The sequence below is a fragment of the Shimia sp. NS0008-38b genome (genome assembly GCF_040370365.1).
In the GTDB taxonomy this organism is placed as follows: domain Bacteria; phylum Pseudomonadota; class Alphaproteobacteria; order Rhodobacterales; family Rhodobacteraceae; genus Shimia.
The window spans coordinates 186,233-208,942 of sequence record NZ_BAABWQ010000004.1; the positions used below are offsets into that span (position 1 = coordinate 186,233).

Consider the following 22,710-nt stretch of genomic DNA (forward strand, 5'->3'; position numbering starts at 1 on the left):
CGCGCCCAAGGGCGCGCCCCTTCCAAAGCCAATTCCTCCGCCGTATTTTCGCTGGCGGGACATCAGCAAAGGCGACAGCCATGGGTCTCAAACTGAAACGTCAATTTGGACGTAACCTTCTTCTCCGTTTGAACGTGCTTTCAAGCATTAGGGGAAAGATCACATTCATTTTGTTGACACTCGCAGTGATGGCTGGGTTTGCTGGCTATCTGACATATCAGTCTTTCGTACGGGTGACGGCCTCCGTGGTGACGATGACCACAGAAGATCTCCCCAAGCTTGACCGAAGCAATGCGCTGATCCGCGCAGCGAGCCAAACAAAAGACTCTATGGTCGCTGTGTTGGCCTCGCAAAACGCATCAGAACTCAATGACGCGGAAACCAAGGTTCAGGAGTCGTCAAATGAACTGCAGACGGCAATTGACCAGTTGCCGGAGGCGTTGCGAGAAGAGTTTGACACCGAGATGGCCTTGGTGACGTCAAAACTCGATGCCACAATCGGGGCACGGGCCTATTTCTTTGAGAATATGGATCGTGTGAACACTATGACACAAGACCTGCAAGCGCTGACCGTGAGCTTGCAGTCCGTTCTGCTTGAAATTGCCGATGGCGCCTATTTCAATATCACGCTGCAGGGCGAAGACACGATGGCGACGGTCGAAGACACGCTGTTCGATTTGTCAGAAAACAAGTTTGCCACATTGCAAGCCATTTTGGAGACCCGTGCAGAGATCAACCTGTTGTCAGGGGTAGCGTTGGCCATTGCCACAACGTCTGACAGTGCGACACGCTCCATTTTCAACGATCTTGCAACCTCGTCCCGCAGCCGCCTGGAGAACGCGATGTCGCGACTGGAAGGGACCGACGCCGGGGATATCATCGGGGCGGAAATTTCGGCGATTTCTGAGAGTATGGGCGCAGCAGTTGTAGATGGCGCCTCCGGGCGGCGCGTTGATCAAGGCGCCGTTCTGTCTGCGCGTCAGGAGGCCGATGCACTTCTGGCCGGGGCTGTGGACGACATGGTCTTTGAATTGACCATTGCCGCAGATGACGCGGCCACTGGGAACCGTGACGCGATCCAAAACCTGCTGGACAACGAAGTTGCGTTTATGAGTGAGTTGCTAGAGATCAACTCTTGGCTCAGCACGTTCCAAATTGAGGCGCTTAAGGCGGTTGCAACACAAACAGAAGAAGGTGCTCTTTCTGCGGAACGCGGCATGCTGGCCGCTGCGCAGTCTTTGGAGCCCTATAGCAGTTTCGGCGACGGCCAACTTGCAGAATACATCGAACAGATTGGTGTCATCGCCACGCCGGGTGCAGGCCTCGCCTTTTATCGCCTAAGCTCCATTGATGCGGAACATGCGGCAGCGGTCGCGGCAGAAGACACCATTCACGAGGTGTTTGTCATCGCTGACCGGGCAACAACACTTGGTGTCGATAGCCAGTTCGCAATCACAAATCGCGCAATCGGCATTGCCGAAGACGCCACCATGGTCCAAGAAAACCTCGTCCTCATGGGCTGGTTTGCCGCGGGCCTAATCGTGGTGGTCCTCGTGCTGAACCACATTTTGATCGTGGGGCCTCTGAATGCAATCAGCCGGACAACGGAACGTCTGTCACAAGGGGACATGAGCCCTGTCAAAGGCTTCGATCGCTCCAGCGACGAAATTGCGCGGATCGCCCAAGCCCTCACCGTATTCCGCGATGGGCTGGTGGAGAAAGAGGAGCTTCAGAAGGTTGCGGATGAAGAACGCGCCGCCAATCAAGCTCAACAGACTGCAGCTGTTGAGGCCATTGGTCAGGGTCTCTCAAATCTCGCAGATGGTAAGCTTACCTATCGCATTGAGACAGAACTGACGGATGGGTATGCGCAGTTGAAACAAGACTTCAATCGCACTGCCGAAACCCTCAACGCGACGGTTGTGGAAGTGGCAAACGTCACAGAATCCCTCAGGAACGGGTCTGCGGAGATCTCACAAGCCTCCGACGAGTTGGCAAAGCGCACCGAAAGTCAGGCAGCAACGCTGGAGCAGACATCCGCAGCACTCAATGAGCTGACAGAAAACGTGCGCTCGGTTGCAAGTGGTTCAAAAGACGCCGAGTCCACGACGAGAGAAGCACAAAAACAGGCCACCGACAGCGGTGAAGTTGTGGCCGATGCCGTGCGCGCGATGCATGACATTGAAGAAAGCTCCTCACAAATCGCCCAGATCATTGGTGTGATTGATGACATCGCCTTCCAAACCAACCTTTTGGCATTGAATGCGGGCGTGGAAGCAGCGCGAGCTGGAAACGCAGGTCTTGGATTTGCTGTGGTGGCCTCCGAGGTGCGGAGCCTCTCCCTACGCACCGGAGAAGCGGCCACCGAAATCAAAGAGCTGATTTCCAAGAGCACTCTGCAGGTGGAAACAGGAGTGAACTTGGTGGGGCAAACTGGTACGGCCCTGCACGACATTGTGGAGCGCGTCTCGCATATTTCCAAATTGATGAGCACGATAGCCGCCTCCACCGGCGAGCAAGCCGGCGGGTTGGATGAGGCAAATGAAGCGGTGTCCCATCTGGATCAAGTGACCCAGAAAAACGCAGCCATGGTGGAAGAAACCAGTGCGGCGGGACAATTGCTGGCGGCGGATGCCCAACGACTTGGCACGCTGATGCAGGGTTTTGAAGTCGCGACACATCGACAGCCGGAAGAGGCAGAAACCACGGATGGGGACGACGAAGACGAATTGGATCGTGCTTGGGCTTAAGACGCGCTTGCAACGCGAGGAGCGCAGTTTTTAAAAACTGAGACCGCTCAGAGTTAGCTCGTGTCTTGTGTTCCATGCTGTTGATAGATGTCTGCTGTCTGTCATCAGTACCTTATGCGACGCGCCTCCCACATAATCCTGTGGGGGGCGCGATACGTTCTGAGGCTTGCATCCCAAAGTGCGTTGCCCCAAACGTCTCTGCACAGCGGCACATAAGGTTGCTCCAACGACGGATCAATCCACGCATTTGGGGAGATTGGCCACCTGCCCCGGCCCCCGCTGCAAGATGCCTATGTCCGCTTCGCGCGAGAGATTTGCCGCGAAACCGGTCCTAAAGCACATGCAGGGTCGAATCCTGTCTCACGTTGAAATCATGAGTGGACACCAAAAATCGAGGTGATCGCTTCTTTGTGACCGATCGTGCGCACGCGCCCGACGCGACCTGACCAAAGTCAGCCTGACACAAAAAAACGGCTGCATGCACGACAGAATTGGGCCTTTGTGTTGCGCTGCTCGCAACAAATCCTAAGGTACCTTGCAAATCGAGAGACGCAATGCAGCCTGACCCCAAACATCTCCTCAGCTTCAAGACAGCTCTGCTGACCGGCACAATTCGGGCTGCGGCTGATCAACTTGGGCTGGAACCCTCCACTGTCAGCCGGAATATCTCGGCTTTGGAAAAACAACTTGCGACCGCATTGATCGAACGGGGACGCAAAGGTGTGCTGCCGACGGAGGCTGGGTCGTTGTTGATTGACTACATCCAACGGCAGGCCGGCGAGATGGAAGCGTTTCGATCCCAACTTGACGCCCTTGCCAATATGGAACGCGGGACAGTGTCGCTTGCTTTGGGTGAGGGCTTCGTCGGGGATTTCTCGCAATCTGTATTGGCCAAGTTTACGCAAGACCATCCGCAGATCACGTTTTCCCTCACTGTGGGCGCCACGGAACAGATGAAGGACGCGGTGATCGAGGACCAAGCACACATCGGGTTGGCTTTCAATGTTGCCCCCGACCCGCGGCTAAACGTCGTGGCGCACACTGACCGCCCTCTTGTTGTCATTTGCCGCAAGAACGGGACGTTTGATACTGCAGGCGCGGTGAAGGTCGAAGAGCTTTCCACTCTCCCATCTGCATTTCTGAACAAGGGTTACGGGGTCGGCGCGGTGATTGCCGCGATGGAGGCTTCACATGGGTTTCGCGCGCGCGCGGTGATGGAGACCGGATCAATCGCTGCGCTCAAGGCGTTTGTTCGGACCGATCTGGGAGTGACGCTGTTGCCCGAGTTTGTCGTCGCAGATGATATCAAGGCGGGCATCCTGCGCGCCAGACATGTTTCCATTCCGGATTTTGGCATGGGTACCGTAACCCTATTTGTTCGGCAGGGCCGGAGATTGCCTTTGGCCGCACAAAAACTCGTCCCAGTTATGGCGCGATCCTTGGCGGCCCTAAACGCTTAGGTGTTGCATTGAGTGCAACAATCTTTCTGTTTGATTGCATTTTTTGAAGAAATTCCCCTGCTATGATCTGCAAAACCTTGCGGAGCGTTGCTTATGAAAATCGGTGTAATTGGATGCGGAAATATGGGCGGCGGGATGGTCGGCCAATTGGTCGCGGCGGGCATGGACGTGAGCTGCTTTGACCCTGACACATCGATTCAAGCGAAGATGGACTCCCTTGGCGCGCGGATATCAGACACCGCCAAGGCAGTGGTGGCGGGCCAAGACGTGGTGATCCTTTCCTTACCTAAGGCGCAGATCGTTGAAGCGGTGATGACTGAGATTGCCACTGATATCGAAACTGGCGCAATCGTTTTGGATACCTCAACGTCAACGCCGTCGACCTCGCAGGCTATGGCGGAATTGGGCACAAAACATGGGTTTGACTTCATTGACGGGCCTGTGAGTGGCGGGCCTGCGGCAGCAAATTCCGGCACCATGACAATGCTCCTTGCAGGTCATCAAAGTGCCATTGATCGCTTGCGCGCCGTCACGGACGTTCTGACGGCCAAAACCGTGATGGTTGGCGCGTCCGGTGCGGGACATGCAGCAAAGATCGCCAACAATATGCTTTGTGCAGCAAACCTTGTGCTTGTCGCAGAAGCGGTGCGTATGTGCGAGGCTGCGGGCGTCACGGCTGAGGGGTTGCTTGAGGGCGTGAATGCCGGGTCGGGCCGCAGCGGCGTAAGCGAGGTGAACTTCCCCAAATGGGTTCTCAACGGTGCGTTTGATTCCGGGTTTACGATGGGCTTGATGCGCAAAGATGTGGGGCTTGCGCTGGAACTGGCGCAGCAAACTGGCGTGGATCTCGAAGGTTTCAAAGGCATCGCAGATCTTTGGTTGGAGACGTCCAAAGACATTCCCGACACCTCCGATTTTAACGAAATCACCAAATATGGAGCAAACACATGACCGCGCGGGCCGATATTTTTAGAACGCAGATGGCCAAACTTGGCCTCGGCTCAAAGCCGCAAAGCTTCATCAATGGTGCCCTGGTGGATGGCACTGGCGACACGATAGAGTTGATCGATCCCTACACGGAACAGCGACTTACTTCTTACGCAGACGCTGGTGCGGACCTTGCGGTGGAGGCTTGCCTTGCGGCCCAAACTGCGCAGGTTGGTTGGGCCAAGCTGTCTGGTGCGGCACGTGGGCAGGTGATGCAAGACATCGCCCGCGCCGTTCTTGCCAACGTCGATCCACTTGCGACCCTTGAAGCCCTAATTGCTGGCAAACCAATCCGGGATTGTCGCGTCGAAGTGGCCAAGGTGGCAGAGATGTTTGCCTATTACGGCGGCTGGACCGACAAGGTGCATGGTGAAGTGATCCCTGTGCCGTCCGGCCACCTGAATTATACCAAACGCGAGCCTTTGGGCGTCGTCTTTCAGATCACGCCATGGAACGCGCCCGTTTTCACCGGAGGTTGGCAGATCGCGCCTGCCATTGCCACAGGCAATGGCGTGGTGATCAAACCAAGCGAGTTGACCCCTGTAACCACAGTCGCGCTTGTGCATTTGGCCGAACAGGTCGGTTTGCCCACAGGCCTTGTCAACGTTTTGTGCGGACTTGGGCCGACCGCGGGGCAAGCCGCCATTGACCACCATGCGGTGCGCAAGGTGATCTTTGTTGGTTCACCCGAGACGGGGCGTATCGTGGCGATGTCGGCCGCCAAAGCATTAAAACCATCTGTGTTGGAGCTTGGAGGGAAGTCCGCCAACATTGTCTTTGAGGATGCCAATCTCAAACATGCCTGCCTTGGGGCACAGGCCGCGATATTCTCTGGCGCGGGACAAAGCTGTGTCGCGGGCTCTCGTCTGCTTGTGCATCGATCCGTCCATAACGAATTGGTCGATATGCTCACAAAGGGTATGAACAGCATTCGGCTTGGTGATCCGTTGGACAACGCCACCGAGGTTGGTCCAATCAGCAATGCGCGACAGTTTTTCCATGTGGGCAACATGGTGGCACGGGCCCAATCGGACGGTGCAAATGTTCTTCGCCGGGACAATAAGCCTGACACCGGGTTCTTTGTCCCCCCAACAATTCTGGATGGTTTGTCCAACACCGATCATGCGGCGCAAACCGAAATTTTCGGTCCGGTCGTTACCGCGATCCCGTTTGAGACCGAAGAAGAGGCTGTGGCCTTGGCCAATGCCACGGCGTTTGGTCTTGCTGGGGCCGTCTGGACCGCAGATGTTGGACGCGCCCACCGTGTGGCGGATCATGTGCGCGCGGGCACATTCTGGATCAACAGCTACAAGGCGATCCATGTGTCCTCCCCGTTTGGGGGGTCACTAAACTCGGGCTTTGGACGCTCAAGCGGCACGGATGCATTGATGGAATACACCTCGGCGAAAAGCGTTTGGCTCGACAGCGCCCCCACCCCTCAGATAGCGTTTGGCTATGTTAGTTGATGACGTCAAAGCGCTGCTTGCGGCAAATACTGTAACGGCTGAAGTATTGGCGCTGGGGCCATTTGATGATTTCCCCGACCTCGCGGGGGCATTGTTCAGCATGCTGTGCAATGAGGATGTTGGTCGTATCGTTGCACAAACCCATCGCCACTCTCCTCAGATCATTGCCCAGACAGGGCGGGACATCCATGAAACCGCACGGCGAAACTTTGAACCCGGCGGACCCGCCGCTGTTCTTTTGTTTTCTCGTGGGATTCACGCAACGATGGGACATCGCGTCGCCAATGCGATGTGGCAACAGGGTGAAACAACCTTGGCGATGGCGCTAAAGGCCACGTTTGGACGGGCTTTTGGCACAGACATTCACCCGGCCGCCAAAATTGGGGCGGGCTTCTGGCTGGATCACGGGCTTGGATTTGTCGCGGGTGAAACGGTCGTCATCGGTACAGACGTGTCGATCTGGCACAACGTGACCCTTGGCAGCACCTTCAACAATTCCGGCCCAGATCGGCACCCAAAGATCGAGGACGGGGCGATCATCGGCGCCGGGGCATTGGTGTTGGGCAACATCACCATCGGCAAAGGCGCAAATGTTGCAGCAGGCGCAATCGTTTTGGAGGATGTTCCCGCAGGCCGCGTTGTCATTGGCACCAAAGCGCGGGACATCGGCCCGGCACGCGTTTCCTTTTTGAAAGAGGATACACGCAAATGAACGCCTCCTTTGGCATCGACCACCCGCTTGTTGCGACCCACGACATCGAAGGGCTGCGCAATCGGCTGATCTCGCTTGGATTCAATATGACGGCGATTGGCAAGCATCCTTGGGGCACCAGCACCAGCCTTGCGATGTTTGAAGGGTGCCTGCTGGAGATCATGGGCATCTACGATGACACGCTGATCGACGAGGTGCCCGCCGGTGATTTCCGCTTTGGGCGACACGTTTTTGAACACCTGCAAGAGCGCGAAGGCGTTGCGCTGAGCGCGTTGCATAGCACGGACAGCATGGCGGATGCAGCGACCGCCCAAGCTGCGGGTTTCACGGTCGCAGGTCATTTGGAATTTGGGCGTGACGTCACCTTGCCTGACGGGCGCGCCGATCGCACAAAAACAACGTTGGCGCTTTTGCCCGATCCCGATTTCCCGCGCTTGTCCTTTTTTCTGTGTCAGCAACACAAACCCGAGTTGATTTATGTGCCTGACTGGCTTGCACATCCCAACTCCGTCATGGGTATCGGCGGGGTCACAGTATTGGCCCAAGAGTCTGTGCACAGCAGTCTGAAAACAAAGCTTGCCGGTCTCTATGGCGCCGCAACACCATGTGACGGCGGCTTTCAGGTTGCGACAGCAAACGGGCCGATGTTTGTGAAAACATTGGAAGCCATCCAAGCCGAATTTGGCGAGTTGCCGCAAGACATCTCAGACAACAATGAACCAAGTATTGTTGCAATTGATCTCACTTACAAAAGCTCTGCGGACCTTGAGTTTTGGATCACCAAGTGTGGTCTAAACATGCGAACCACACCGTCGCAGCACTATACAACAGCCCCGAAAGAAACGGCCAATGTCATTCTTAGGTTTGTGGCAGCCAGACGCGCCACATAGGACTCCATGGCCTCAAGACATTGGGACTTCTTAGGCGTTGATTGGCGCGCTCCCGGCGAAACGCAACAAAGTGCACGTCCAAAGTTTCCTTAGCCATACTGCCATAACGACAGCCTGTTCGCCTGTCCGAAAACGATCAGACCGTGATGGCAGACGGGTTCGCGAGCGTGAATGACAGCCTTTTGCGAGGGGCGTCGACCGTCAGAGCGATATTCGGCGTTCAATACCAATCTGATCCAGAAACCTTTGGTCGTGGCTCACAACAAGAATAGCCCCATCGTAATTGTTCAGCGCCGCTTCAAGGGTCTCAACCGCTTCGATGTCTAAATGATTGTTCGGCTCGTCCAACAGCAGAAGCTGCCTTGGCTGGCTGTGGCCAAGCGTACAGGCCAGCCCAGCGCGCATCCGCTGCCCCCCGCTGAGCCCGCCGATGATTTGATCAGCATCCGCACCACGAAACAGAAACCGCGCAAGAACAGCGCGGCGATGGTTCTCGGTGGCGAGCGGGTCAATCCGCGCGAAGGCCTCTCTTACCGTTTCATCAGGCTTCAGCAAGCTTAGGTCTTGATCGATCAAAGCCGCGGGGACATGGACACGCACAGAGCCACACGCAAGTTGACGCTGCCCTTGAACACAAGCAAGGAGCGTCGACTTCCCGACCCCATTGGCCCCCTCAATGGCCACGCGTTCCGGCCCCCGGATCGAGAACGAAATGCCATCCAGCAACAGGCTGCCCTTCTGATACCCAAACCCAAGATCATTGACGCTCAGCACGTCACGACCGCGCGCCAAATTGGAAGACGGAACATCCATGGCCAGCGGGTTTAGAACCTCCACCGCTTCTCGGGCTGTGTCTAACGCCACCTCAGCCTCTTTGGTTTGGCGTTCACGCAGCCGCGCCGCTGCCCCACCGGATCCTTCACTTCGCGCTTTCATTGCGTCCAGTACCAGCTTTGGTTGGCTGCCAGACCTGCGAAGCTGCTGACCTTGATTGTCTGTCCGGGCCTTGCGTTCTGCGGCACGCTGCGCGCGGGCCTGTGTGTGCGTCAATTCGCGTTCCGCACGCAACACGTCTTGTTCAGCTGATGCCAATTCCGCATCCTTAGCGGCGCGATAGGCACTGTAGTTGCCGCCGTAGCTCCGGGCCCCAAGTGACGTCAGTTCAACAATGGTGTCCATTTCATCAAGCAAGGTGCGATCATGGCTCGCGACCACAACAGCGCCCCGCCACGCCCGCACAGCATTGATGAGGTATTGGCGTCCTGCACGATCAAGGTGGTTGGTCGGCTCATCTAACAAAAGGACATCATGTTCCGCAAACATCAGCGCAGCAAGGCTGGCACGCGTCCGCTGTCCACCTGACAACGTGTCGAGCTGGGTGTTTGGGGACTGGTCAAGACCAAGACTGCTGAGTGCCGTTTCCAACCGCGCCTCCAAAGTCCAATCGGCTTTGGTGAGATCCTCCAACGTTGCCTCCCCGCGCCCGGCACGTGCAAGGATGGCAAGCTGGTCCGCCACTCCAAACAGATCCGCAATTGTGCCATACTCATCTTGCTCAGGGTTTTGTCGGAGAAATCCCACGGAAAGAGCCGCTGTGATGGTCCCGCTGTCAGGGAGCAATTCACCTGCTATCAGGCGCAAAAGAGACGTCTTGCCCGTGCCGTTTCTACCGACAAGACCGGTACGCACGGGGCTCAATGTCAAATTGAGATCGCTGAAAATGGGATGATTGTTTGGGCAGTGCCAGCTCAAGCCGGCGATAGAAATGGAAGACATGATGTACGCTCGCAAGAAAAACCAAAATGGTGTTAGCTTTCGAGTGACTGTTCCATGTTCGTTTGCTCCATCTGTCTGTTCGTCATGGATACCGCTGGCCGCGCAAGTTTACAAGGTTCAAGTTCCACTGCTGCACGCAAGCCAGCACGAGAATGCGATGCATCAAACAGCGGATAGGGATGATTTGGGATTCCGGTCCACGCGCCTTCTACCAGCATCAGGGTTGGTGGGTACGCTGTGGTAAGAAATCGGTACATTCAGGTGTTTTCCTGATCGAACTCAGGTCGTCCCAAGCCACTGTGCACACACGTTTTAGGCAGACATTCCGTATGCGCTCACGGCTTTGGCAAGCTTTGGCAGGCGCGCTTTCTTCAACAAGCGGCGCATGTCCCAGGTCTCACCACTCAACCGATCCGCTTCTTGCCGAACGCGCTCACACACCTGTCCGACCCCTTCGGGATCAAGCGCCCAAAAGCCGCGCAGCAGCGCGTCTGGGTCGATGCGTTCAAGCCCCTCCTCAGCCAATGTATGGCGCGGGAAATCTTTGGCGTTCATTGTGACAATCGCGTCTGATGACCCTGAAATGGCCGCCGCAAGAACATGCACATCATCCGCATCCGGCAAATAGAGACGCGCCTCAAGGGAGGGCTTCCAAGTCACCGCAGCTTTGGGCCAAGCCGTCCGCAAAAGAGCAATTTCCGCGCGGGCTTGATCTTCGCCAGTGGGGCCAATTTTGCGCGCGGCACGGGCCCACTCTTCCAGAATGCGGTCCGACCATTGTGGTTCAAACGCACCGGTTGCCGCCACGCCCAACAGGACCTCCCGCATCACCGTCGGATACAGCACGCAAGTGTCCAGCAACAGGCGCTGCATCGGCGCGCTCATAGTCGGAAGAACAGAGATTTCAGATAGCCGCTTTCCGCCAATTGCGGCATCAGCGGGTGATCTGGACCGGCAAATCCAGTGTGCAAAAGCTGCGCATGACGCCCTGCCCGGCCAATCCCGCGCAGGCATGCACCACGAAACCGCGCCACATCCGCAGCGTGAGAGCAGGAGCACAACACCAGATAGCCGCCCTCTGCCACCAAAGGTGCAGCAAGTCGCGCCACGCGTTCATAGGCCCGCAACCCCTTCTCAAGCGCCGGTTTTGACGGTGCAAAGGCAGGAGGATCACAGATCACAACATCAAACTTTGCGCCCTCTTCGCCCAAAGCAGTCAGCACATCAAACGCGTCACCCTTGCGGGTGTCAAAGCGCGCGGCCACTCCGGCGGCCTCTGCACCCGCCTCTGCCAAGGCCAGTGCGGGGGCGGAGCCATCCACAGCTGTGGCCTGCGTCGCGCCACCGGCCAATGCGGCAAGCGAAAAGCCACCCACATGAGAAAACACATCCAATACCTTTGCATCTTTGCAAAGCTTGGCGGCGAATCCGTGGTTGGGACGTTGATCGTAGAAAAGCCCGGTCTTCTGACCACCGGTCAAATCGGCCATGTAGGTTGCACCATTCATCACCACCGGCACCGGTGCTTTTGGCGCTGTGCCCACCATGACTTCGGTGCGCTCTTCCAGCCCTTCAAGACCACGCGCGCGGCCTGATCCGTTCATGATCACACAGCTGATACCGGTCACCGAAACAAGCGCTGCCACAAGGGACTCAATCAGTTTGTCCGCCCAAGCAGCATTTGGCTGCACTACGGCGGTGTCGCCAAAACGGTCCACCACCACGCCGGGCACCCCATCCGCTTCAGCATGGATCAACCGGTAAAAATCCGTATCGTACAACCGCTCTCGCAAAGCCAATGCGCGGGTGAATTTGTGCTCAAACCATGCCTGATCGATCTGAACAGTGATATCGCGTTCCAACATCCGACAGAAAATCTTGCTCTGGCTGTTGGTCGCAACCAATCCAAGAGGTTGGCGGTTGTCATCCTCCAACAACGCAATGGCGCCAGGCGACAAAGCTTTGGTGCGCCGATCGGTGACCAGCTCATTGTCATAGACCCAAGGAAAGCCGTGGCGGATCGCACGGGCATTGGCTTTGGGTTTCAGGCGAACAACGGGATAAGAGGACGGCATAGACATGCCGCCCTCCTACTGTGTTCTTTGAGGCGTGAAAAGCCCTCTGATGATGCGGCGGGGTTTAACCCTGTTGTGGGTCCACACCATCGTGCGCTGCCAGCTGTTTGCCAATGGGCTCCAGAGGGCGAACGGTTTGCGTTGCGCCGCGCTCCGGCCCAACAAACCCTTCTGCCTTTGTAAGTTCCTCGCGGATCACACGGGCGAGATGCTGTGTGATGCGGTATTTCTGTGTAAGGCCGCGCGCTTCTGCGGCCACAGCTTTCTGCCCACCATAACCCACAAGGTTCGCATGGATCGGCTTTGGACCACGCAGCACAACCCCGCTCTGAGGATCAATAATAGTCATGGTGAACGCCAGAGAATGGATGCCGCCGACTGTGTAGCGGGTTTTTTCGGTCAACGCATGAAAACGCTGTACTTCGATCTTTACCTCAACCGGTGTTGTCCCATTCAGCGGGCCTGCGCCCAAACGCACGCTTTCCTCTAAGATCGCTTTTACCTGCTGGTGGCGGTCGCCATAGCCCTCGCCGCGCCAAACAATGTCACCACCCGGGTAGAACATATTGGCCTCAGAGGCACGCAATGTGCGTGGAACAGACACCTCAAATCCCACCATTTCATAAGACGGGGCCGGGGCGGAAATCGCCGCGGGCAGTGCGTTATATGGGGCGTTTCGGGTTGCCGTGTCTACGGAAGCACAGGCGCTCACACCCAAGCCCAAAACCATCGCTGCAATCACGCGTACATAAGACATTTCCCACTCCTCGAGCCTTTCTGGCCTCTGCTGGTTCCATGTCAAACTGCTGTCCAAATGGGGCGGCATTGCGACATGCACGGGACCATTCGTGGGAATTGAATAAAACTTTAGAGGCCTGCAAGCCACCTTTCAGGCGCGAAAAACCCCTTATCAATCGAAAAACGAAGGTCAGTCTCTTTTACGACTGCGCCATCCGCCACGGCGGCGTGGGCGCTGCGTTTGCCCCTGTCCCTCTTCCAACACTTTGGTCATTGGATGGGTCGGATGGTCCGCTCCATAAGTGGTCAATAATGTCTGAATGGCGGTCGCGCTGTCCTGATCCTCTGGCAGCGACAATGCCCAGTCCAGAAAAATAGAGCGGCATTCAGATGCGACGATGCCGTCGATCCGATAGCTCTCAAAAATCAACCCCTTTGGGTCGCAGTCCAACTTTTGCATGTCATGCCTTCCCGCCAACGCCGCCGCTTGAGCGTGTCAGCGCGTCTGTAATGATGTCGCCCGCAGAGGCGCAAGCGGTTTGAAGCCGTGTCTGCAACACGTCCATGTCCTCCGTTTCGGTTTCCCGCAACAAAAACGCCCGACCGCCTTCACCGATCTGATCCGGGACAACAGTTTGCCCCGAGAGCAGCTTTGCTGCGAGCTGCACCTGCCAACAAAGCCGATAAGTCGCAGCGAGGTCTGATGCATCTTCGGCATTCAGCCAGCCAATTGCGACACCGGCCTGCAAACCTTGGCTGACTGCGCGGCGCGGGCTGCCCGCCAAAAGCGCCCCTGTTTGGCTCAGCAATTCGATATCCTGCAAACGTCCGGCACCGATTTTGGCGTCCCACGGCCCTTCTGGCGCTTTTGCAGCCGCAATCCGTGCCCGCATGTCTTGAACATCGCGACGCACCACGGCTGAGTCTTTTGCGATGGATAAGACCTCTTGCCGAAAGGCTTCGACCTCTTCGGCCAAATCCGGCGCACCGGCCACCGGGCGCGCGCGGGTCAGAGCCAGATGCTCCCAGGTCCAGGCATCCTCACGCTGGTAGTTTTTGAACGAGGCCAATGATGTGGCCACGGGCCCCTGTGTTCCGGACGGACGCAAACGCATGTCGACCTCATAGAGCCGGCCTTGCGCCATGGGCGCGCTGATCGCGGTCACCAACGCTTGGGTAAAGCGCGCATAATAGGGCCGCGCGGCAAGTGGGCGCCGTCCATCAGAGGCCTCCACACCATCCGCATCATAAATGACGATCAAATCCAGATCAGAGGTCGCATTGAGACGCCGCGCACCAAGGGACCCCATGCCAAGAACCATCGCACCCCGTCCCGGCATCGGCCCATGTTTTTGGGCAAACTGATCCGCGACGGGTTGCCACAACCCCACCAGCACCGCATCAGCCAAATCTGCATACTGCTGTCCGGCCTCTTCTGCGCCGTTCAAGCCACGCAAGTGATGCACCCCGATGCGGAACTGCCATTCTTTGGCCCACCGCCGCGCTGCGTCAAGCTGCGCCTCGTAGTCCTGTTCACGTGCCAGTCTGGCGGCAAGATCTTCTGAAAGCCCCTGTGCACCGGGCCACTCGGTAAAGAAGCTGCCACCAATCACCGCGTCAAACACACCTGAGTTGCGTGACAAATGCTGGGCAAGCGCTGGTGCGGTGCCAACGATATCCACCAACAGGTCGATCAACTGAGGATTGGCCTCAAACAACGAAAACAACTGCACCCCGGCCGGCAATCCGCGCAGGAAACCATCCAACGCGGCAAGCGCCTCATCCGGACGGGCGGTCAAGGCCAAACGGCTTAGGATCTCAGGCTGCACCCGGTTGAAAATCTCCACCGCTCTTGGGCTGCGCAACGCAGGATAGGTCTGCCAGCGTTCCAGCATGGCGGGATCAAATTTATGCGCAATCTCGGTTTCCGTGGTGCCAGCCTGAGGGGCAAAGAAGCCTTCAGTCATCTCATGGACTTCGGTCAGACGCCTCTGCAGGTCCGCCTTGATCTGTGCCACATCACATCCCATCAACCCGGCAATGCGCCCCCAACCGTCTGTATTCTTCGGCAACCGGTGTGTTTGGGCGTCGCCCACCATTTGTATGCGGTGTTCTACTTCTCTGTGTGCCCTGTAGTGGTCTGACAAAGCCTCGGCCACATCCTCTGGCACCCAGCCTTTGGAGGCGAGCTTGCGCAAAGCCGGCACCGTGTGACGGTCGCGCAAATAGGGATCGCGCCCCCCCGCGATCAACTGCCGGGTCTGGGTGAAAAACTCGATCTCTCGAATGCCGCCTCGTCCCAGTTTCATATTGTGGTCATCAAGCGTGATGCTGCCCCCTAGGCCCTTGTGTTCGCGGATACGCAAACGCATGTCGTGGGCATCTTGAATGGCGGCAAAATCCAGATGTTTTCGCCACACAAATGGGGTGAGCGTGTCCAAAAAGCGCTGCCCTGCCGCAAGATCACCCGCCGAAGGGCGCGCTTTGATATAGGCGGCGCGCTCCCATGTCCGACCAAGGCTTTCATAATAGCGTTCCGCGGTTTCCATCGCGATACACACGGGGGTGACCGCTGGATCGGGACGCAGCCGCAGATCGGTGCGAAACACGTAGCCATCCCCTGTGATGTCATTGAGCATTGCGGCCATTTTGCGGGTTGCACGAATGAAGCTCGCACGGGCATCGTGGTAATCTGCGGGGTCAAAACGGCTTTCGTCAAACAAGCAGATCAGATCAATATCAGAGCTGTAGTTGAGTTCATGTGCGCCCATTTTGCCCATGGCGATAGACACCATCCCCCCCGCCGTGGCGATATCATCCTCAGTTGCGCCGGGCAGCTTGCCACGTTTGATCTCCACACCAATGGCCGCTTCCAGCGCCAATTGACTGGCAAGATCAGCAAAATCAGTCAACGTGCCGGTGACCTTTTCCAAGGTCCAAGCGCCTGCCAAATCTGCCAATGCGGTCAACAAAGCGACCTTGCGTTTGGCAGCGCGCAACGCCACAGGGCGTTGGTCCGGCGCGCCGCTCACAAGATCTGCCGAAAGTTGGGCCAAAGCGGCATCAGGGCTGTTCAACGCCTCCGGCAGCCACGCCGCTTCTTTGTGGATAAGGCTTTTTAAGTAAGGGCTCGATCCCGCAGCCCCGCGCACAAGCTTGGCCGCATCCCCGGACAACGCGGGGACCGCAGCGCAGGCCTCATCCCCCAAATCAGGATCAAAGGCATGCGGCAGGCGGGTGATATGGGATTCAAAAGACATAGATCAGACTTTGGATAGGCCGCGCAGGAAGGTCAATTGGATGCACCGCCGCAGATCGCGGTCGCCGCACTTAGGGCACACCTTCACCTGTCAAAGGGGTGTCTTGGCTGAAGCTGTTCAACCACCTGTTTGCGCGGTTTTCCCAAAGAGAGCTGATCAACATGGCCTCCCAAGAGGCACTGCCCGTACGCAAGTAGTCCGCACGATAGATCAGAAGTGCGGAGTTAGGGCCAGTTTGACGAATTTGCACAGCGCTCAGCCGATAGTCCGCGACAGAGGCACCATGGTCCAACTGTTGTACGTGGGCGTCCTTGCCCGCAAAACCATCCGGATAAACCCCCAGAAAATCCTCGGTCAATAAGGCCCCATCTGCGTTGCCATCACCGCTTACAAGCGCGTCCCACACTTGTATTTCTAACGCGTAAAGCGTGTCCCTTAATGTGTCTGCCATTGTCATGTTGGCAGGCTTAAGCCCTTTGCGGCAGAAATCAACCACAACAGAAGGAGCCGCCGTGCGAGCGCAAACGGGATTTGCCATTGGTGGGGTCAGCCCTGTTGGGCATCTGACGCCGCCAACCTGTTTTATCGACTCCCATCTGATGCAGTTTCATCAGCTATGGGCCGCCGCGGGCACGCCCAACCATGTATTCTGCGTCTCGCCGCACGATTTACATGCGGTCAGCGGTGCAAAAATCGCTGACTTTAGTGTCTGACCCACATGATCTATTCTAAAAATAATATATAAAAACAATACCCTAGTACAAAAATGTAAATATCCTTCACATTTTTACTTGCAATGCGCGGGGGCAACGCCAATCTATATAATGTGAAAGCGATTTACATACGCTTCCCGAAAACAGTTTGACACGTAACCTTGGAGACCACCATGACCCCTGCCGCGACCGCCTATACCGCTGACACTCAGAACCTGAGTTGGTTTGGCAAAAGCGAGGCCTGGCTCGACAGCAAAGGCAAAGGTGCCTGGATCGCTGCCATGGTTCTTGGCTTTGTGTTCTTTTGGCCCGTTGGCCTAGCCTTTCTTTTCTACATGATCTGGAGCAAAGATATGTTCAAGAAGTCCTCCCGCAACCGCAGCTGCGCCCGACACATGCACGTCATGTCCACCTCGGGAAACAGTGCCTTTGATGCCTATCGCGACGAGACATTGCGCCGACTGGAAGATGAGCAGAAGAGCTTTGAAGATTTCCTGGAACGGCTGCGCGCCGCAAAGGACAAATCAGAGTTTGATCAGTTCATGGACGAGCGTGCCCGCAAGGCCACTGAGGAACCACGCGAAACCGAAGACGCGTAAACCCATTGCCAAGAGTGGTACCAGCGCGGGAGGGTCCTTCCGCGCTGATTTTGTTTTGCAGAGACGAGGAGTGAGGCCGTCATGAGCCGCCGCAGTTTTGTTTTGCCTGATCCGGACACCCAGTCCGAGTTTTATGAAGATGTGACGTTTAAGCGTCTGTTGGCATGGTTTATCGACACAGCTGTTGTCTTTGTGTTGTGCATATTGGTGCTGCCGTTCACCGCGTTCACCGGCCTGTTCTTTTTTGGAGCCCTGCTGTTTGTCTTTGGATTTGCGTACCGCGTGGTGACCATCGCCACCGGGTCGGCCACTTGGGGTATGCGCCTGATGTCCATTGAATTGCGCCAATCTGACGGTCGCCGCTTTGATCTGGGGGCCGCCTTCCTGCACACCTTGGGATTCACGATCTCGGTGATGTTCCCCATCCTGCAAATCATCTCAATTGTTTTGATGATCACCACAGATCGCAAACAAGGGCTAACGGACCAATTTATGGGATCTGTGGCTATCAACCGCGCGGCACGCAGTTAACGTAACTTCACTTTGGGACCAAAAATGCAATACGGGGGCCGTTTGGCCCCCGTATTTTGTTTGAATGCTGGTGTCTTAGATCAGTTGCCAATCAGCGCTGGCAAGATCGTCACAATTGAGGGGAAGAACCACAAGATTCCAAGCCCCACCACCTGAATGAGCACGAAAGGTATAATACCTTTGTAGATGTGCCCGGTGGTCACCTCTTTTGGCGCAACCCCTCGTAGGTAGAAGAGCGCAAAGCCAAACGGCGGCGTCAGGAACGAGGTCTGCAAGTTCACCGCGATCATGATCGTCACCCACTTGGGATCAAATGTTCCCCCGTAGATCACCGGCCCAACAATGGGGATCACGATGTAAATGATCTCCAGGAAGTCGAGCACAAAGCCAAGCACAAACAGCACCAGCATCACGATCAGGAAGACTTTGAATTCGTTATCAAACGACTTCAGGAAGCCCTGAATGTAATGTTCACCGCCAAAGCTGATCACCACAAGGTTCAAGAGTTGCGATCCGATCAGGATGGTGAACACCATCGAGGTTACTTTGGCCGTTTCACGTACAATCGGGCTCAGCACTTTACCGCGGAACAGAACCCAGCACCCATAGAGCAGACCAAACATCGCAAACAGATACGCACCTTTGGCCACAAAGAACGCGATCGCGTTTTCAACAGCCACGTCTGCTTGATTGACACGCAGATCAAAGTTCACGCCCACAAGGATCATGATAATCACTGCAAAGGTTGCCCAGATCACAATTGCGCCGGATTTCTCTTGATCGCGCAGCTTGCGATACGCCGCGAGCATGATGGCCCCACCTGCCCCAAGCGCCGCCGCCGGCGTCGGGTTGGTGATGCCGCCAAGGATTGAACCAAGCACAGCGATGATCAACACAAGCGGTGGGAACACCACGCGCAAGAGCTCATTCTTACCAAGCAAGCCAGCCGCATAGCGCACACCATATAGCGTCATCGCCAGTGGGATGGCCAGGTAGATCAGCGTCCAACCAGGTGTGGTAACAGGCGACACCAAGACGATGTCGATCCCCAGCGTCAAAAGCACACCTGCGCCACCAATCAGCAACGGACGTCTGTCTGCACTTGGAGCCACACCACGTGCTGTGGTCAGGATCAGAGTCAGCAGAAGAAAGCCAATGGCAACTCCGGAGCCGATCGGGGCAGCTGCCGCAATCTTCTCAATGCGCAGCTGAGCCCGCTCTTCATCAGACAGCGCACGCGCTTCTGCAACACCACCAGCTTCGTTGATTGTGGCTTGCTCAGCCACCGCCGTGTCCCAAGCCAATTGACCATGCAGGTCAATCATCGAGATTTGGCACTCTTCGCTAACATTGGTGCGCAAGCTTGCAGTTTGACCGGCGTCAGAGAAGCTGTCGACTGTGACGTTCTGATCACCAATCACATTGACCTGACCTAACAAGATCACGCCAGCAATCAGACCAGCAGGCACCGCGAGGAACCAGGTGACGCCTTCGCCACGGGTGATCGCTTCGCCAGTTGAATCGCCGAACTCCACCGCAGGGGCTGCTTTCGGGTTCAACAACGCATAGCCAAAGGCATACAATCCATAAAGCACCGCCAACATGATCCCAGGGATCAACGCGGCTTGGAACAATGTGCCCACCGAGATAACCGCAGGTTCACCCAAGAACGTAAGCGCATCTGAACACCCAGCAACCTGCGCACGATTTTCCTGCGCTGCCGAGTAAAGGTCGCCCGCCAATGTGCCAAGCAAAACGATGACGATAGACGGTGGAATGATTTGCCCAAGCGTGCCTGAGGCGGCAATCACACCGGTGGCCAGCTTCGGATCATAGCCGTGCTTCAGCATGGTCGGCAGGGACAGAAGGCCCATAGTCACCACTGTCGCACCCACAATACCTGTGGATGCAGCCAGAAACGCGCCAACCACAACAACCGACACGGCCAAACCGCCCGGCAGCGGCCCAAAGACGCGCGACATGGTGGTCAGCAGATCGTTTGCAATCTTTGAGCGTTCCAACGTGATGCCCATCAGGACAAACATCACAACAGCCAAAAGCGTTTCAATCGACTGCCCGGCCAGAACACGTTCGTTCATCCGGTTCACGATAAAGCTCAGATTGCGGTCCATCGCCTGTTCCCAACCGCCCGGGAACACAGGTTCTGCCATGCGTGGCAAATCCGGATATCGGAACGTTGAGATTGTATCTGCTTTGACCCCCTGAGCGATCAGGTCTGCGTACATCGCAGAGCCCGTGTCAATGGCTTGGTGGATCAAGATACCAGCGCTATCAAGCGCCGCGATAATTGCAAAAGAGATCACCCCTGCCCCACCAATGGCAAACGCCACTGGAAAGCCGGAGAGAATGCCGCCGAAGAGGCAGAGGAAGACGATAATCAGGCCGATCTCGACCCCATCAAGTCCAAATAGCATAGGTACTGCCCCTTAGATCAGTGTGTGCCTTCGTAGGCTTCTTCGCCCTCGCCCAGCGTGTCGCGGTCGAGGTATTTGCCGATGCTGCCAGCACCTTCTTTGTACTCCAAAAAGGAGCGATAAAAGAACGCGATGGCCTGCAGGAACACCATCCCTGCGAAGCAAACAAGAAGCACTTTGAATAGGAAATACGCGTTAAACCCGTTGGGTGAGAAGCCGATGGTTTCGACATTCCACTTCAAGATACGCGCCTTTTTCATCAGCAGTTCGACCTTGTCAGACGCTGAGACTTTTGGTGTCACAAGGTGACGCCACATGAAGAACCAGCCATACATCCAAGTCAGCACAGCTGCGGGCATCATGAAGATCAAAGAGCCAAACATATCCACCACGCGTTTGGCGCGATGGCTGATGCCGGAATACACGAGGTCAACGCGAACGTGTCCGCCCTGAACAAAGGTGTACGTGGCGCACATGCAAACGATCATGGCATTGTAGAGCTTTAGCTCTTCCGCCCACCAGCTCACGTCTTTGGTCAGCCACGGCACATTCCAGATCAGCGAAATCTCTGCCACAGTGAAAATCCGCTGCATAAAGACGATCACGATCTGCTGCAGAACCATCAACAGGCCTGCCCAAGCAAAGAAGCGACCCACGGTGTTGGCAAAGCCTTCCAGCCCGCGCACGCAGCCCCACATGAAACTTGGTCGCCACACACCGATCGCCGTTACGATCAGAAAGACTGTGAACACCACAAAGAAAAACTCAACCGAACCACCGTAATACACAAACCGCATCAGCGCTTGTTTGTCTTCGGTGGTTTCAAGGCCGCCAATCCAGCTCAACCAGCTGCTTGGATGCGTCAGCGCGTAGCCGGCATTCACAAAAGCTTGGCCAATATTGGAAAGGAACCAGACCAGACCGTCCAGCATTGTCCCCTCATCCCCTTATTTTTGTTTGTTTTAGACAGCGCGTAGAGTGCGTTCTGTCGATAGTTTGCAAACAGGTGTTTGCAAAAGGCCCCCCAAACGCATGTGTAGGGGGGCCAATTGTATGTTCGAAACAGGGCTTAGCCCATAACGCGGTCACGCTGGGCGCGGTACACGCCTTCGGACTTAACCAACCAACCGGAAGAAGCACGCATGGATGTGTCCACAGACGCACGGATCTTCGCGAAGAGTTCGTCGTCCATGTAGCTGTCCATGGTTTCTTTAGCAGCTACGCCCATTGCATCCCAAACGCTGTCAGGGAATTCCAGAGTTTTCACGCCACCGGCCTGCAGACGCTGAAGCGCTGCACCGTTGTTGTTGAGGAACTGAGACAGGTTCCACTGGTGCGCAGCAGCTGCGGCAGTTTCGATGATCTTCTGGTGTGCAGGAGACAGGCTGTCATAAACCTCACGGTTTGTCGCAAGAGACAGACCAGCACCTGGCTCGTGGAAGCCCGCAGTGTAGTAGAACTTGGTGATTTCCTGGAAACCAGCTTTTTCATCTGCCCAAGGACCGATCCACTCGGTGCCGTCAATCGCGCCAGACGCCAGCGCCTGATACACTTCGGAGCCTGGAAGGTTCTGAACGGACGCGCCCATTTTACCCAGCGCTTGGCCACCAAGACCAGGCATACGGAACTTCAGACCTTGGAAGTCTTCTGGACCGGCAATCTCTTTGGAGAACCAGCCACCAGCCTGTGCGCCGGTGTTACCTGCGAGGAAGGACTTCAGACCGAAGATTTCGCCAAGCTCGTCGTGCAGAGCGTGACCTTCACCGTGGTAGTACCAGTTCACCAGTTCCTGAGCGGTCATGCCAAACGGAACAGCGGTGAAATAGGCGTAGCCAGGGTGCTGACCTGTGAAGTAGTAGTCAGCCGCGTGATACATATCTGCCTGACCAGCGGTCACAGCATCAAATACTTCAAACGCGCCAACCAGCTCACCAGCCGCTTTGATTTCGACAGTCAGATCACCGCCGGACATGGCTGTAATTGTGTCTGCTGCGTACTGTGCCGCATCAAAAACACCTGCCAGGCCGCGACCCCAAGATGTCACCATGGTCAGGGTGCGCTTGCCTTGAGCATACGCCGGAGCTGCCAGAGTTGTTGCTGCCGCTGCGGTACCGCCAAGAGCAGAAGTTTTTAGAAAAGAACGACGATCCATGTAGGTTTCCTCCCAGAAATTGTTCAGCCCGGGCCCCTTTACAGAGACTCCGAGCGGATCGTTAAGTTCGCAGAGCCTAGCCTTGCCCCTACGTAGAGGAAATACCCACTACCGCGTAGAAAACAGTCAAACGGCAATAATTTCTGACCAATTCCACTTTAAAACT

The 22,710-nt window shown here is 56.2% G+C and carries 20 protein-coding genes; 9 read left to right on the forward strand and 11 right to left on the reverse strand.

The window, feature by feature from the left end; all coding sequences use genetic code 11:
• Nucleotides 1-173 precede the first annotated feature (173 nt).
• The 6 genes from ABWV47_RS17650 (at nt 174) to ABWV47_RS17675 (ending at nt 8,265) form a co-directional block, all read left to right on the forward strand.
• Entirely contained in the window at nt 174-2,750 is a 2,577-nt protein-coding gene (locus tag ABWV47_RS17650; protein WP_353314279.1) for a methyl-accepting chemotaxis protein, read from the forward strand.
• A gap of 554 nt (nt 2,751-3,304) precedes the next feature.
• Nucleotides 3,305-4,210: a LysR family transcriptional regulator gene (locus ABWV47_RS17655; protein WP_353314281.1), complete on the forward strand. Its 906-nt coding sequence runs from the start codon at nt 3,305-3,307 to the stop codon at nt 4,208-4,210.
• A gap of 93 nt (nt 4,211-4,303) precedes the next feature.
• Complete coding sequence (locus tag ABWV47_RS17660) at nt 4,304-5,161, forward strand: NAD(P)-dependent oxidoreductase (RefSeq protein ID WP_353314283.1); 858 nt, start codon at nt 4,304-4,306, stop codon at nt 5,159-5,161.
• Nucleotides 5,158-6,663, forward strand: a complete 1,506-nt coding sequence (locus ABWV47_RS17665) for an aldehyde dehydrogenase family protein (RefSeq protein ID WP_353314285.1) — start codon at nt 5,158-5,160, stop codon at nt 6,661-6,663. The genes ABWV47_RS17660 and ABWV47_RS17665 overlap by 4 nt, the downstream gene beginning before the upstream one ends.
• Entirely contained in the window at nt 6,653-7,375 is a 723-nt protein-coding gene (locus ABWV47_RS17670) for a serine acetyltransferase (RefSeq protein ID WP_353314287.1), read from the forward strand. The genes ABWV47_RS17665 and ABWV47_RS17670 overlap by 11 nt, the downstream gene beginning before the upstream one ends.
• Nucleotides 7,372-8,265, forward strand: coding sequence for a VOC family protein (locus ABWV47_RS17675; protein WP_353314289.1), 894 nt, complete (start codon nt 7,372-7,374; stop codon nt 8,263-8,265). Before ABWV47_RS17670 ends, ABWV47_RS17675 begins: the two co-directional genes overlap by 4 nt.
• A 201-nt stretch (nt 8,266-8,466) precedes the next feature.
• Here the strand turns inward: ABWV47_RS17675 and ABWV47_RS17680 are convergent, their stop codons facing one another.
• From ABWV47_RS17680 to ABWV47_RS17715, 8 genes are all read right to left on the reverse strand, one after another.
• Nucleotides 8,467-10,041 (reverse strand): ABC-F family ATP-binding cassette domain-containing protein, encoded by a 1,575-nt coding sequence (locus ABWV47_RS17680; RefSeq protein ID WP_353314291.1) that lies wholly within the window; start codon nt 10,039-10,041, stop codon nt 8,467-8,469.
• Between the two features lie 32 nt (nt 10,042-10,073).
• Nucleotides 10,074-10,298 carry a hypothetical protein gene (locus ABWV47_RS17685; RefSeq protein WP_353314293.1) on the reverse strand — a complete coding sequence of 75 codons (225 nt, stop codon included), beginning with the start codon at nt 10,296-10,298 and terminating at the stop codon, nt 10,074-10,076.
• A 55-nt stretch (nt 10,299-10,353) separates the two neighbouring features.
• Nucleotides 10,354-10,914, reverse strand: a complete 561-nt coding sequence (locus ABWV47_RS17690; RefSeq protein WP_353314295.1) for an RSP_2648 family PIN domain-containing protein — start codon at nt 10,912-10,914, stop codon at nt 10,354-10,356.
• Between the two features lie 8 nt (nt 10,915-10,922).
• The gene (locus tag ABWV47_RS17695; protein WP_353314297.1) at nt 10,923-12,122 is read right to left on the reverse strand and encodes an RSP_2647 family RNA methyltransferase; all 1,200 of its coding nucleotides are present in this window, start codon (nt 12,120-12,122) and stop codon (nt 10,923-10,925) included.
• 58 nt (nt 12,123-12,180) lie between these two features.
• Nucleotides 12,181-12,873 carry a DUF6778 family protein gene (locus ABWV47_RS17700; RefSeq protein ID WP_353314299.1) on the reverse strand — a complete coding sequence of 231 codons (693 nt, stop codon included), beginning with the start codon at nt 12,871-12,873 and terminating at the stop codon, nt 12,181-12,183.
• A 171-nt stretch (nt 12,874-13,044) separates the two neighbouring features.
• A complete protein-coding gene (locus ABWV47_RS17705; RefSeq protein WP_353314301.1) occupies nt 13,045-13,314 on the reverse strand; it encodes a hypothetical protein in 270 nt (89 codons plus the stop codon).
• A 1-nt stretch (nt 13,315) separates the two neighbouring features.
• Nucleotides 13,316-16,114 carry a [protein-PII] uridylyltransferase family protein gene (locus tag ABWV47_RS17710; RefSeq protein WP_353314303.1) on the reverse strand — a complete coding sequence of 933 codons (2,799 nt, stop codon included), beginning with the start codon at nt 16,112-16,114 and terminating at the stop codon, nt 13,316-13,318.
• A 70-nt stretch (nt 16,115-16,184) separates the two neighbouring features.
• A complete protein-coding gene (locus tag ABWV47_RS17715; RefSeq protein WP_353314305.1) occupies nt 16,185-16,565 on the reverse strand; it encodes a DUF4440 domain-containing protein in 381 nt (126 codons plus the stop codon).
• A 61-nt stretch (nt 16,566-16,626) separates the two neighbouring features.
• On the opposite strand from ABWV47_RS17715, the gene ABWV47_RS17720 reads away from it, so the two are divergent.
• The 3 genes from ABWV47_RS17720 (at nt 16,627) to ABWV47_RS17730 (ending at nt 17,957) form a co-directional block, all read left to right on the forward strand.
• A complete protein-coding gene (locus ABWV47_RS17720) occupies nt 16,627-16,827 on the forward strand; it encodes a YbaK/EbsC family protein (RefSeq protein ID WP_353314307.1) in 201 nt (66 codons plus the stop codon).
• 173 nt (nt 16,828-17,000) lie between these two features.
• Nucleotides 17,001-17,426 carry a DUF2852 domain-containing protein gene (locus ABWV47_RS17725; protein ID WP_353314309.1) on the forward strand — a complete coding sequence of 142 codons (426 nt, stop codon included), beginning with the start codon at nt 17,001-17,003 and terminating at the stop codon, nt 17,424-17,426.
• 81 nt (nt 17,427-17,507) lie between these two features.
• Nucleotides 17,508-17,957, forward strand: coding sequence for an RDD family protein (locus ABWV47_RS17730; RefSeq protein ID WP_353314311.1), 450 nt, complete (start codon nt 17,508-17,510; stop codon nt 17,955-17,957).
• Between the two features lie 80 nt (nt 17,958-18,037).
• Here ABWV47_RS17730 and ABWV47_RS17735 read toward each other — a convergent pair whose 3' ends face one another.
• From ABWV47_RS17735 to ABWV47_RS17745, 3 genes are all read right to left on the reverse strand, one after another.
• Complete coding sequence (locus tag ABWV47_RS17735) at nt 18,038-20,392, reverse strand: TRAP transporter large permease (protein WP_353314313.1); 2,355 nt, start codon at nt 20,390-20,392, stop codon at nt 18,038-18,040.
• A 17-nt stretch (nt 20,393-20,409) separates the two neighbouring features.
• The gene (locus ABWV47_RS17740) at nt 20,410-21,324 is read right to left on the reverse strand and encodes a TRAP transporter small permease subunit (RefSeq protein ID WP_353314315.1); all 915 of its coding nucleotides are present in this window, start codon (nt 21,322-21,324) and stop codon (nt 20,410-20,412) included.
• A gap of 137 nt (nt 21,325-21,461) precedes the next feature.
• Complete coding sequence (locus ABWV47_RS17745; RefSeq protein WP_353314317.1) at nt 21,462-22,544, reverse strand: TRAP transporter substrate-binding protein; 1,083 nt, start codon at nt 22,542-22,544, stop codon at nt 21,462-21,464.
• Between the last annotated feature and the right edge of the window lie 166 nt (nt 22,545-22,710).

Bases quoted from the DNA above. Each gene is read 5' to 3' on its own strand.
- ABWV47_RS17655 (WP_353314281.1), top strand. From the start codon at position 3,305: ATGCAGCCTGACCCCAAACATCTCCTCAGCTTCAAGACAGCTCTGCTG.
- ABWV47_RS17735 (WP_353314313.1), bottom strand. From the start codon at position 20,392: ATGCTATTTGGACTTGATGGGGTCGAGATCGGCCTGATTATCGTCTTC.
- ABWV47_RS17740 (WP_353314315.1), bottom strand. From the start codon at position 21,324: ATGCTGGACGGTCTGGTCTGGTTCCTTTCCAATATTGGCCAAGCTTTT.
- ABWV47_RS17695 (WP_353314297.1), bottom strand. From the start codon at position 12,122: ATGTCTATGCCGTCCTCTTATCCCGTTGTTCGCCTGAAACCCAAAGCC.
- ABWV47_RS17680 (WP_353314291.1), bottom strand. From the start codon at position 10,041: ATGTCTTCCATTTCTATCGCCGGCTTGAGCTGGCACTGCCCAAACAAT.
- ABWV47_RS17730 (WP_353314311.1), top strand. From the start codon at position 17,508: ATGAGCCGCCGCAGTTTTGTTTTGCCTGATCCGGACACCCAGTCCGAG.
- ABWV47_RS17700 (WP_353314299.1), bottom strand. From the start codon at position 12,873: ATGTCTTATGTACGCGTGATTGCAGCGATGGTTTTGGGCTTGGGTGTG.
- ABWV47_RS17705 (WP_353314301.1), bottom strand. From the start codon at position 13,314: ATGCAAAAGTTGGACTGCGACCCAAAGGGGTTGATTTTTGAGAGCTAT.
- ABWV47_RS17715 (WP_353314305.1), bottom strand. From the start codon at position 16,565: ATGGCAGACACATTAAGGGACACGCTTTACGCGTTAGAAATACAAGTG.
- ABWV47_RS17725 (WP_353314309.1), top strand. From the start codon at position 17,001: ATGACCCCTGCCGCGACCGCCTATACCGCTGACACTCAGAACCTGAGT.
- ABWV47_RS17685 (WP_353314293.1), bottom strand. From the start codon at position 10,298: ATGTACCGATTTCTTACCACAGCGTACCCACCAACCCTGATGCTGGTA.
- ABWV47_RS17670 (WP_353314287.1), top strand. From the start codon at position 6,653: ATGTTAGTTGATGACGTCAAAGCGCTGCTTGCGGCAAATACTGTAACG.
- ABWV47_RS17745 (WP_353314317.1), bottom strand. From the start codon at position 22,544: ATGGATCGTCGTTCTTTTCTAAAAACTTCTGCTCTTGGCGGTACCGCA.
- ABWV47_RS17710 (WP_353314303.1), bottom strand. From the start codon at position 16,114: ATGTCTTTTGAATCCCATATCACCCGCCTGCCGCATGCCTTTGATCCT.
- ABWV47_RS17660 (WP_353314283.1), top strand. From the start codon at position 4,304: ATGAAAATCGGTGTAATTGGATGCGGAAATATGGGCGGCGGGATGGTC.
- ABWV47_RS17690 (WP_353314295.1), bottom strand. From the start codon at position 10,914: ATGCAGCGCCTGTTGCTGGACACTTGCGTGCTGTATCCGACGGTGATG.
- ABWV47_RS17675 (WP_353314289.1), top strand. From the start codon at position 7,372: ATGAACGCCTCCTTTGGCATCGACCACCCGCTTGTTGCGACCCACGAC.
- ABWV47_RS17665 (WP_353314285.1), top strand. From the start codon at position 5,158: ATGACCGCGCGGGCCGATATTTTTAGAACGCAGATGGCCAAACTTGGC.